Source organism: Flavobacterium sp. HTF (assembly GCF_003105115.1).
Lineage (GTDB): Bacteria > Bacteroidota > Bacteroidia > Flavobacteriales > Flavobacteriaceae > Flavobacterium.
In genome coordinates this window covers 1-11393 of the sequence record NZ_QETH01000119.1, presented here as the reverse complement: position 1 = coordinate 11393, position 11393 = coordinate 1, and the positions used below count along the sequence as shown (strand labels likewise).

Annotated in this window: 9 protein-coding genes; 2 read left to right on the top strand and 7 right to left on the bottom strand. The window is 33.7% G+C overall.

The genetic code is table 11. The features are described from left to right. The first annotated feature begins 337 nt into the window (after positions 1 to 337). The gene (locus DCO46_RS20785) at positions 338 to 718 is read left to right on the top strand and encodes an ankyrin repeat domain-containing protein (RefSeq protein ID WP_116754400.1); all 381 of its coding nucleotides are present in this window, start codon (positions 338 to 340) and stop codon (positions 716 to 718) included. 184 nt (positions 719 to 902) lie between these two features. Here DCO46_RS20785 and DCO46_RS20780 read toward each other — a convergent pair whose 3' ends face one another. From DCO46_RS20780 to DCO46_RS20755, 6 genes are all read right to left on the bottom strand, one after another. After that, a complete protein-coding gene (locus tag DCO46_RS20780) occupies positions 903 to 4001 on the bottom strand; it encodes an efflux RND transporter permease subunit (protein WP_116754399.1) in 3099 nt (1032 codons plus the stop codon). A gap of 3 nt (positions 4002 to 4004) precedes the next feature. Beyond that, a complete protein-coding gene (locus DCO46_RS20775; RefSeq protein WP_116754398.1) occupies positions 4005 to 5090 on the bottom strand; it encodes an efflux RND transporter periplasmic adaptor subunit in 1086 nt (361 codons plus the stop codon). Positions 5091 to 5102: 12 nt separating this feature from the next. Next, positions 5103 to 6350, bottom strand: a complete 1248-nt coding sequence (locus tag DCO46_RS20770; RefSeq protein WP_116754397.1) for a TolC family protein — start codon at positions 6348 to 6350, stop codon at positions 5103 to 5105. 90 nt (positions 6351 to 6440) lie between these two features. Continuing rightward, the gene (locus DCO46_RS20765) at positions 6441 to 7805 is read right to left on the bottom strand and encodes a sensor histidine kinase (protein ID WP_116754396.1); all 1365 of its coding nucleotides are present in this window, start codon (positions 7803 to 7805) and stop codon (positions 6441 to 6443) included. Further along, on the bottom strand, positions 7802 to 8482 hold the full coding sequence (locus tag DCO46_RS20760) for a response regulator transcription factor (RefSeq protein WP_116754395.1): 681 nt from the start codon (positions 8480 to 8482) through the stop codon (positions 7802 to 7804). Before DCO46_RS20760 ends, DCO46_RS20765 begins: the two co-directional genes overlap by 4 nt. Positions 8483 to 8545: 63 nt before the next feature. Next, positions 8546 to 9634, bottom strand: a complete 1089-nt coding sequence (locus DCO46_RS20755; RefSeq protein WP_116754394.1) for a M42 family metallopeptidase — start codon at positions 9632 to 9634, stop codon at positions 8546 to 8548. A gap of 81 nt (positions 9635 to 9715) precedes the next feature. Here DCO46_RS20755 and DCO46_RS20750 point away from each other — a divergent pair, with 81 nt between their 5' ends. Continuing rightward, positions 9716 to 10399 carry a DUF4294 domain-containing protein gene (locus tag DCO46_RS20750; RefSeq protein WP_116754393.1) on the top strand — a complete coding sequence of 228 codons (684 nt, stop codon included), beginning with the start codon at positions 9716 to 9718 and terminating at the stop codon, positions 10397 to 10399. Between the two features lie 607 nt (positions 10400 to 11006). Here DCO46_RS20750 and DCO46_RS23100 read toward each other — a convergent pair. Beyond that, a partial coding sequence (locus DCO46_RS23100) for a hypothetical protein (protein WP_207784984.1) occupies positions 11007 to 11393 on the bottom strand: 387 nt, incomplete at its 5' end.

Here is an 11393-nt window from a genome sequence, read left to right as displayed (position 1 = left end):
AAATTACGCATTAATTAAAAAAAGCTCCCTTTTTTACCTATAATTTTAATTAAAAGTTAAAAATATAGCGTTTCGCTTCTCTAAATTCAGGAAAATTATCGTTTAATTTTTTAAAAATATTCGTATTAGTGTAACATTTTTACCTTTGCGGCGTCTTTTAGATGTGTTTAATTTAAAAATACGGTTGCATTAGTTAGGAATTATTAAATAAACGTTAAGAGTTAGTTAAAACATAGTACCTTGTAATACAATATACCGATTTTATTTTTACATTTGTAAAGAATTTAAAAGATCATCAATCAAATATTTATCAATCAATTTAACAAACAAACCCATTATGAAAAATTCAGTTATTTATTTAGGATTAGCATTAGTAACATTTGCAAATGTTTCAATGGCTTCAACTCACAAAACAGTTGTAAACGAACAAGTTGTATCAACAGTATACGACGCGACTCCACTAAATGTTGCAGTTAGTAAAGGAGATATTGAAGTAGTGAAAAAATTTATCGAATACGGAGCTAATGTTAACGAAAAGTCAGACGATATGTCTCCTTTAATGACTGCTGCACGTTATAATAAAGTTGAAATTATAAAAGTTTTATTGGCTAGCGGAGCTCGTCCAAATGATAAAAACGAAAAAGGGTATACAGCTTTGAAATATGCACAATTATCAAATGCTACAGACGCTATCGCTCTTTTGAAAGATTTAAAATAAGATTTAAAATAAGTTTGAGTTAGTATATAAACGGCCTTCCTGAGCAGAAGGCCGTTTTTTTATTTAGAATTGTATTATAATTCAATTCGTAAAAATCAAAAAAGCATCATTAATTACAATGATGCTTTTTCTTTAAACCAAACCAAATTAATAGTAACCAATTATTAATCTATTTTTAAAATCCTTATTCTATCGGAACATGTTTTTTTCGATTAAAAACCCAAAACAAAATCGGAAACACCAATAAAGTTAAAACTGTTGCCGTCATAAGACCACCAATGATTACAATAGCTAATGGTTTTTGTGATTCAGAACCAATTCCCGTAGAAATTGCTGCCGGCAATAAACCAATAGACGCCATGAGTGCTGTCATTATTACTGCTCTTGTTCTGGCTTTTACTCCCATAAAAATGGATTCTTCGAGCGTAAACTTGGCCTTAAGATTGTGATGGAATTCTGATATCAGAATAACACCATTCTGAATACAAATTCCGAGCAGGGCAATAAATCCAACCCCCGCAGAAATTCCAAAATTCATTTGGGTAATATGCAGGGCGATAATTCCGCCAATAATAGCAAACGGAACATTTGCTAATACCAATAATGAATCCTTAAAGTTTCCGAACAGGATAAATAACAGAACAAAAATTCCGATTAAACTTATCGGGACAACCTGAGCAAGACGCGCACTGGCACGAACCTGATTTTCAAATTCACCAGTCCATCCGGTTGTATAACCGGCAGGAAGTTTTAATTTATTCACTTTTGCCTGTGCTTCTGCAATTGTACTTCCTAAATCGCGATCACGTACAGAGAATTTTACTCCAATAAAACGTTTTGTATTATCTCTGTAAATAAATGCCGGACCTGTAATGGTTTTAATATCGCAGATTTCTTTCAGCGGAATTTTAATACCACTGATTGTGGGTACTTTTATTTCTGCTAAATCTTTTTCATCTTTTCTGTATTCTTTTGAAAAACGAACCCTAACATCAAATTTTTTCTCGTCTTCGTATTTTTCAGTAGCTGTTTTTCCTCCAAAAGCAAGTTCTAAAACTGCCTGTGCATCACTTAATGTTACTCCATAGGCGGCCATTTTTTCGCGGTCTAAGATTACACTAATTTCAGGCTGTCCGACATTTCGAAGAATCCCCGCATCTTTAATCCCCGGAATATCTTTAATTTCGGCTAAAACTTCGTTTGCCAGCTGATCAAGTTTATTTAAATCATCACCATAAATTTTCACGGCATTAGAAGCTTTAAATCCTGCTACAGATTCAGCCACGTTATCAATTACAGGCTGCGAATAATTATAAGTAATTCCCTGATGAACTTTTAATTTATTGTCCATTTCATTAATCAGGTCATCCATGGAGATTTTTCGAGTCCATTCTGCTTTTGGTTTTAAGTCAACCTGTAACTGAATAAATCCAAAACCATTTGGATCTGTCCCGTCATTGCTTCGTCCGGTTTGTGATAAAACTTTTTTCACCTCAGGAAAGGTTTCTAAATCTTTTCTAATCATTGCCGCTGTTTTGACACTTTCGGGCAGCGAAGTACTCATTGGTAATTCTGCTGTGACCCACAATGCACCTTCATTTAATTGAGGTAAAAATTCTGTCCCTAAGAAGCCGGCAGAAAAGAAAACGGCAGCCAGCAATACGATAGAGGCAGTTAAAGTTTGAACTTTATGTTTAAATGTCCACGCAAATCCTTTCGTTACAATTCGGTCCCAGAAATTCACAAACGGGTTATTTTTTTCTTTTACATTTTTGTTTAATAAAATATGGGAAAGAACAGGAACCAGAGTCAGTGTAAAAATAAGCGCTCCAAGCAAGGCGAAACCTAAAGTAAAGGCCAGGGGAGAGAACATTTTTCCTTCTACTTTCTGGAATGAAAAAATAGGCAGCAATGCTGTAATAATGATCAATTTAGAAAAGAAAATAGCTTTACCCATTTCTGTTCCGGTTTTCTTAATCAGGCTTCCTTTTGCGATTTTGTTAAAAGCCGTCATTCCCAATTGATGTGCGCGGTGATCCAAAACCACAAACAATCCCTCGACCATAACCACCGCACCATCAATAATAATTCCGAAATCGACTGCACCTAAACTTAAAAGGTTTGCACTCATTCCCATCATTTTCAGGCACAAAAAGGCAAACAATAACGATAACGGAATAACAATTGAAACTGTAAATGTTGTTCTCCAGTCTGCCATAAACAGAAATACAACACAAGTAACCAAAATGATGCCTTCAAACAAATTATGCATTACCGTTTCGGTTGTGAAATTCATCAGATTATCACGATCGTAAAACGTTTCTATTTTTATGTCTTTTGGAAGAATGTTATCATTTAAGTCTTTTATTTTAGCTTTTATCAAAGCAAGCGTTTCCTGCGGATTTTCTCCTTTTCGCATAACAACAATCCCTTCAACAGCATCATCATTGTTTCCCAGCCCCGTCTGACCGACTCTTGGCATGGAACTTTCATAAACATCCGCCACATTTTTGACCAAAATCGGATTTCCATGAGCGTCGTCAACGATAATATTACCGATATCTTCTTTCGATTTTAGTAAACCAACCCCACGAACAACAAAAGCTTGTCCGTTTTTCTCAATCACATCTCCACCAACATTTAAGTTTCCGGAATTTACAGCATTGTATACCTGAAGCGGAGTAATGTTATATTTTCCCAGTTTTATAGGGTCAACTCCAACTTCATACGTTTTTGTCTGTCCTCCAAATACATTCAAGTCGGCAACACCAGGAAGAGCACGCAATTGTTTGTCTATGACCCAATTCTGGTAAGTCAATAATTCTCTACTGTCTCTGCTGTCGCTTTTTACAATATATCTGAAAATTTCTCCCGTTGGCCCGTAAGGAGGCTGAACGTCTGGTTCGACATCATCCGGGAGGGAAACATTTTTTAATAAATTATTGACCTGAAAACGGGCAAAAGTATCATCTACACCATCATCAAAAATAATTTTGATTACCGAAAGACCAAACATTGTGATACTTCGAACACTTGTTTTTTTCTGCACTGAATTCATCGAAATTTCGATAGGGGAGGTAACAAAACGTTCTACTTCCTCAGCACTTTTTCCGTTCCATTGTGTAATAATAATAATCTGTGTATTGGTTACATCCGGAAAAGCGTCAATCGGCATATTTTTAAAGGAAATAAATCCTGCAACAGCCAGTAATCCAACCCAAAAGAAGGTAAATGCTTTATTCTTAAGCGAAAAAGCAATAATGTTTTTTATGAATTTGTTCATGTCTTAGTTGTTTAATGCACCATAAATAAACAATTGGTTATTGGTAATAACTTTCTCATTTTCTTTTAATCCGCTTGAGATATAAGTTGTGTCGCCAACCACTCTGAAAACTTCAACTTGTCTGGTTTCTATATTGTTACGATCTTTATAAACCACAACAAAATTTTTGCTTTTATCAAAAACTATAGCATTACTTGGGACTGCAATCATAGATTGATTTTCGTTGAACGATAATTTGATATTGGCATTCATATCTGGTTTTAGCAAGTAGTTGGGATTACTCAGCTTAATGCGTGCCTGCATGGCTTTTGTTTCCGGATCGATCACATTATATATTTTATCGACTTTACCTTTGAAAATTTTATCAGGATAACTTAATGTTGTGACTGCTGCATCAGTTCCAAGTTTTACTTTATTAATATCAATTTCGTTGATATTTGCCATTGCCCAAACTTCACTAATTTCGGCAATATCAAAAATATTTTCAGAGCGGTCGTTTCTCAACAGCATATCCTGATTAATGCTTTTCTGGATGATAAAACCGCTTATTGGGGCTGTTACTTCATAAATAGATCCCGCTTTGATATTGTATATCTTATACGTTTCCTGAATTTTGCTTAATTGGGATTGGGCTTTGTTAACTTCAGATTTTGCCTGAAGTACATCACTCTCAGAATTTAATTTTCCGTCAAATAACTCCTGAGCTACTTTTAAATTGTTTTTGGCAACAAGCAAATCATTTTTGGCATCAATAGATTGTTTTTCAAAATCAGCAACGTCGGTACTTTTTATGGTTGCCAGTACTTGTCCTTTTTTTACATAATCACCAAGCTCTACATTTACTTTCATCACATTCCCGCCAACGAGAGGATAAACATCTATCATTTTATTGTTGTCAGCGGTAATTTTTCCGTAAAAACTCAACTCATTTTTTACAGGTTCAGTTTGTGCGGGTGCTGTAGTTGTTGTTTTTAACATAGCATCACTCAATACAAAAGAAGTGTTTGTATCAGGATTTTCAACCTCTTTTTTACAGCTTGTGATCGATAAACTCACAATTGCAATTCCTATAATTAGTTTATATTTCATTTTTATTTGATTTTAAAATAAGTCTTTATTGATTGTACTATTTAATTCTTCAGCAGAAAGCGCCACTTTTTTCTTTAGTTCATTTACCTGAATTGTAGCCTGATTATAACTTTCCATAAAATCAGTAAATTCCAGAATGCTGATATTTCGTTTTTGGAAATTGGTTAGGATCCCATTATAAACTGCTTCAAAATCTGCATTTACAGTAGGTTTGATTACACTGTAATTTTGTCGTGATTCGTCCCATTTTGTCCATGCAGTTGTAATTTCAGTTTGCAGTTGCAATTCAAAATTTTGTTTTTCTACTTTAGATTGTTCTAAAATAGTCTGTGCGTATTTGATATTTCCTTTGTTTTTATTCCAAAGCGGTAACGGAATTCCAACTGTCAGATTAGCTTCATTATTAAAAGCACCGCTTCGCTGATCGTATGTGGCTCCAACTGTAATATCTGGTACAGAAAGTGATTTTTGCCATTTTACATTTAAGGCATTCGCATCTATTTCTTTTTGTTTAGCCAGATAATCAGGACGATTAGCGATTGCCTCCGTTTCAAAAGCCTTCAAATCAAAATCAATTGATTTAAGATATTTGTCAAATTCTTCTTTAGAAACTACCGGAATAACATTTTCTGTTTCATTTAGTAAAAGCTTTAAATTGCCTTGCTCTTCTATATTATCATTTACAACTTCCATCCTTTCATTTTTAAAGTTCAGGTAAAGTGATTGCAGACGGACAACATCTTTTAATGGGATATTTCCTTTTTGTGCCTGTACAGAATACGAGTTTATTAAATTTTCAAGATGAGCAAGCTGTTTATCCGTTGTCTCTATGTTTTTAGTATTATAGTAAACAGTGTAGAAACTCTTGCGTAATTGGAGTTTTAAAGTCCTTAAAAGGTCATTAAACTGAAGTTCGGCCAACTGTTCATTAGTTTGGGCCAGCTTTATTTCATTGCGTTTTTTACCTCCGAGATAAATTAACTGCTCAATCCCAAAAACTTTCTGACCATCTTTTCCAATATCAAAATATTTGTTTCGTTCCGGATTATACGCATTTAATTCTGCCGTAATAGTAGGATTATCCCAGATTCGGGATTGAATTGTCATCGCTTTAGAAGCATCAATATTATATTGTGATGCAAGCAAAAAAAGATTCTTCTTTAAAAATTGAGTTTCGCAGTCCTGAAGTGTAACTGTTTTTTGTGCGACACTAACCTGATTTATGAATATCAGAAGTAATAATGCAAATAACTTTTTCATTGTATCATTTTTATTTGATACAAAGATGCTATCGCAAGACTTTAAGACACCTTAAAAACGAGCTTAAAAAAACCTTAAAAATGGATAAGTTTAATAATTTAGAGGAAAGATTAATTGAAATAAATTATCATTTTCGTCTGTAACAGTGTAATGAATGGTAGCGTTATGCAGCGTTAGGATACGTTTTACTATTCTTAGTCCTAAACCAAATCCTGCAGTTCCTTTTGAATTTTGCCCGCGCATAAAAGGCTGAAAAAGATTTTCCTGTTCTTTTTCACTTAATGTATTTCCTGTGTTGGATACAGATATAATCAGATGGTTTTTATCGGAGCTTATTTTTACTTTTGCCTGCTTATTGTCTGAGTAAACACAGGCGTTTTTCAGGACATTACTTAAAGCGATTTCTAAAAGGTTTTTATTTCCTTTTATTTCCAAAGCAGTATCGAGATTGTCGCTTTCTTCAATTTCAAATAAAATGGCAAAGTCCAGAAAGCTTTTATTTAAATTTTCAATTGCCGAAAACAAAATTTCATCCATGCGATGCACCTCGCTCTTTTCATTATTATTGATATCAATTTTTGATAAAATCAATAACGAATTAATCAGTTCAGTTAATTGGTTAACGTCGGATAAAATCGTTTTTAAAAAACTTTTGCCTTTAGAGCTTGTGCTGTCATCCGCAACCACATTTTCTATCTGTGAAGTAATTCTGGAAAGAGGTGTTCTAAGTTCATGTGAAGCATGAGCCGTAAATTCTTTTTGTTTCTGATACGAAATTTCAATCCGGTCCATCATGAAATTAAATTCATTGGCAATCAGGTCAATTTCATTTTTACTTTTAGATTCTATTCGTGTATCGAGATTGTTTTCATTTATGTTTTTTATTTTTTGATGAAAAGCGTTCAAAGGGTTCATTAACTTTTTTACAGTAAACGAAGTCATAACCCAGCACAAACAAGTAAAAAGAATATACGACACTATTAAGGTATAGCGTAAAAAAAGCAGTTTCTTTTTTCCATAATCATCCGTAGCAGATATTAAGGCATAAAAGTCCTTGTCATTTGTGTCATAAAAAACACCATACACTTCATAATCCCCTTGTTGCTTAAAGAATGTTTTATTTTTCTTTAAATATTTTAAATCGTTAATGGACCAGTTAATTTTAGCATCATCAATACTACTGTAAATGAGTTTGTAATTAGAATCAAAAACCAGTGTTTTCTCATCATAAAGCTTGTTAATAGAGTTTTGATCAATAATCTTCAAAAGCTGATTATCGATTTGCTTAACATTTACAAGAAGTTTAATATTAGATAAAGCTTTTACCTCTAATCGATCGCGAAATTCTTCTTTTCTGTAATTAGAGTATAAAATGAAAATCACAGTAGAAGCCAACCCAAAAAGGATTGTAAAAAGTAAACTTACTAAAAGTGATATCCTGTTTTTTAATGTCATTCCTGATCGCTTAAATAATATCCGTAACCTACTTTGGTTCGGATAAGTTTAATTTCGTGGTCTTTGTCTATTTTCTTTCTCAGAAAATTGATATAAACCTCAATAGTATTCTGATTGGTTTCTATATGATAATCCCAAAGTTTTTCAGCAATAAATTGTTTTGAAAGTACTTTTCCTTTGGCATGAGCCAAAATTAAGATCAGTTTAAATTCTTTTGGAGTTAGTTTTATTTCTTCGCCTGCGCGAAAAACTTTCATGTCTTCCTCCAGAATCTCCAAATCCTGAAGCATAATTTTTTTTTCGCTTTGCTGTGGGATTTCCTTTCTCCTTAATAAGGAAGAAATCCTGGCGTGTAATTCTTCAAAATGAAAAGGTTTAACCAAATAATCATCTGCACCGTTATCAAAAGAAGCTAATTTATCTTCAATTTCGCTAAAAGCGGTCAGCATAATTATGGGGGTTTTTTTATCAACTTCCCGAATGCTTTTACAAACATCAATTCCGTTTATCCCGGGCACATTAATGTCAAGAATTATTAAGTCATATTCATATGGAAAATATTTTTTTAATAATAGCGAGCCATCATAATAAGGAAAACACTCGAATTCTTTTGAAATAAAGAACGCTGAGATTTCTTTAGATAAAGTAAAATCGTCTTCGAGTAATAGAATTTTCATGCTTTTTTATATTGGTCAATTCGGATATATAACAAATGATATCCGAATTGACGTTTAATATTATTATTTGAAATAAGAGAAAGTCTCGTTATTCTCAATTTTTAATAATGACTCATAAATCAGCTGAATCACATTTTCAACATCTTCTCTGTGAACCATTTCTACAGTAGTGTGCATATAGCGTAAAGGCAGTGAGATTAGAGCCGACGCCACACCACCATTACTGTAAGCAAAAGCATCCGTATCCGTACCCGTTGCACGTGAACTCGCATGACGCTGAAACGGAATTTTGTTTTCTTCTGCCGTATCCACAATTAAATCGCGTAACCTGTTTTGTACTGCCGGAGCATAAGCAATGACAGGACCACGACCCATTTTAAGGTCACCTTCTACTTTTTTGTCAATCATTGGAGTAGTGGTATCATGACATACATCAGTAACAATAGCAACATTTGGTTTTATCGTTTGTGCAATCATTTCAGCACCGCGAAGACCGATTTCTTCCTGAACAGAGTTTACAATATATAAACCAAAAGGCAGTTCCTTTTTGTTTTCGTGCAATAAACGGGCTACTTCTGCAATCATAAAACCGCCCATACGATTATCGATAGCGCGGCAGACAAATTTATTCTCGTTCAAAATCATAAATTCGTCAGGATATGTAATTACACAACCTACATGTACGCCCAGGGCTTCTACCTGTTCCTTAGTTTCACATCCTAAATCAATAAAGATATTACTCAGTTTCGGAATTTCTTCTTTATCACGCAATCTCGTATGAATTGCCGGCCATCCAAAAACACCTTTTACAATTCCCTTCTTAGTATGAATATGAACTCTTTTCGATGGAGCAATCTGATGATCAGATCCACCATTACGTATTACATATAATAATCCATCTTCAGTAATATAATTTACATACCAGGAAATCTCATCTGCGTGGCCTTCGATAACAACCTTAAAAGGAGCATCAGGATTAATTACACCTACAGCGGTACCATAAGTATCAGTAATAAAAGTATCAACATATGGTTTTAAATAGTTCATCCAAAGTTTTTGGCCTTCGTTTTCGTAACCGGTAGGAGAGGCGTTATTAAGGTAGCTTTCCAAAAAAGCTATAGATGTATCTTTCAAGATAGAATTCGTGCTCATAAAAATATTTTTGCGCTAATTTATAAATTTGGTATTAGAGTTGCGTATAAATATATAATTTTACATTTAAATTATGACTCAATGAAATTTACCTACTGTATTTTAATTTTGCTATTGATTTCTTTTAAAAGTCAGGCTCAGATTACTCCTAAAGAAAATCAGGAAATGGGATATATATTGACAGAAAAGGATTCTATCTTAAATGATACTATCGAACTGCCAGAAATTATTATTTCTAAAGAAAAGCTGGATCCCGAAGCCCAAAAGCAATTTCTGATTCTTCAAAACAGAGTATATAAAACATATCCGTATGCAAAATTAGCGGCAGACAGACTAACGGCCTTAAATCAGGGAATGGCGCGATTAAAAACAAACCGCGAAAAGAAAAAGTATTTTAAAATTGTAGAAGACTATCTTAATAATGAGTTTGAAGCAAGATTAAAAAAGCTTTCGCGAAAACAGGGACAAATTCTCGTGAAGCTTGTTCACCGGCAAACAGGAGTTACTACTTACGAATTAATCAAAACATTAAAAAGTGGTTTTAAAGCATTTGTGTCCAATACAACTGCCAATTTATTTGATATAAGTTTAAAAACCGAATATAAACCCTATGAGGTCAATGAAGACTATTTGATAGAAACAATACTTGTCAGAGCTTTCGAATCCGGAAGATTGTTAAATCAAAAACCGGCAAAACCTGTAAACTATAATGATCTTTCAGAATCATGGCAGCAGAAAGCAAAAGAGCAGGCACAAAATAAATAAGAATGCATTTTTATTTGGATATAAAAATATCCTACTATATATAGTATAATTTCATAACAACCCGTCAGGTTTTCAAAATCTGTCGGGTTTGTTTTTTTCTATACATATATATAAGGAGAGAATTATACTTATTATATGTAATCAGTGTTTTTGTCAGGCTGAGCGTCCCGAGGCTTCGGAGAAGCCCTTTTGTTTGGAATTTGTTTTTTGGTCAGGAGCTTGATCCCGCTATACGCTTCAATCTTTTTGTGGCGAACCCCGCCACAAAAAGGATTTCCGCTTCTATCGGGGCTAGGGCATCGGTTTTCAGAAGAAATTCAGTAAAAAAAACAGTGATTTGGGAATAAAACAGAATAAAAAAGAGGAAACTTTGCGCCTTTGCGTTTCTGCGAGATTAAAAGCGGTTTGAAAATAAGCTTCAAATCCTGATTTCTGTTCAGAAAACAATAAAAAAAGCTGAAACTCCTCAAAACCGGCGGGCGAAAAGCGCCTAAAAATAAAGAAACCGCATCATAACGAAGAAAAAACCGACAAGAAAACAAAAAAAGTGTATCTGTAAAATATCCGTTATCAGTGAGTTAAGAAAAAGGTTTAAAAAAGATTGAAATTATATAAAGAAAAGGCTTGTAAATGTAAATAAAGGTGGTACTTTTGCACCCGCAACAACGCAGAGGTTCACTGATAGACTGACAGGATTTAAGAATTTGGATTGAGAAATATTTTCAAAAAAAGATTCAAAAAAGCTTGTGAGATTTGAAAACGCTCTGTACATTTGCACCCCGCAAAACACGGAAAGTTCGTTGATAAACTGAATAGAGAAAAGAGAAAAAGGAGACGAAAAAAAAGTTTCAAAATTTTTTAAATTTTTCTTGCAGGAAACAAAAAGAATTTCTAGTTTTGCACCCGCTTTGAAACACAAGCGAAGAAGAAAAGAAATACACGTTCGTAGACATATTGAATTGACAGCCGTTTTAGCAGAGATGCTGGAACAAAA

Bases quoted from the DNA above. Each gene is read 5' to 3' on its own strand.
- DCO46_RS20785 (WP_116754400.1), top strand. From the start codon at position 338: ATGAAAAATTCAGTTATTTATTTAGGATTAGCATTAGTAACATTTGCA.
- DCO46_RS20780 (WP_116754399.1), bottom strand. From the start codon at position 4,001: ATGAACAAATTCATAAAAAACATTATTGCTTTTTCGCTTAAGAATAAA.
- DCO46_RS20775 (WP_116754398.1), bottom strand. From the start codon at position 5,090: ATGAAATATAAACTAATTATAGGAATTGCAATTGTGAGTTTATCGATC.
- DCO46_RS20770 (WP_116754397.1), bottom strand. From the start codon at position 6,350: ATGAAAAAGTTATTTGCATTATTACTTCTGATATTCATAAATCAGGTT.
- DCO46_RS20765 (WP_116754396.1), bottom strand. From the start codon at position 7,805: ATGACATTAAAAAACAGGATATCACTTTTAGTAAGTTTACTTTTTACA.
- DCO46_RS20760 (WP_116754395.1), bottom strand. From the start codon at position 8,482: ATGAAAATTCTATTACTCGAAGACGATTTTACTTTATCTAAAGAAATC.
- DCO46_RS20755 (WP_116754394.1), bottom strand. From the start codon at position 9,634: ATGAGCACGAATTCTATCTTGAAAGATACATCTATAGCTTTTTTGGAA.
- DCO46_RS20750 (WP_116754393.1), top strand. From the start codon at position 9,716: ATGAAATTTACCTACTGTATTTTAATTTTGCTATTGATTTCTTTTAAA.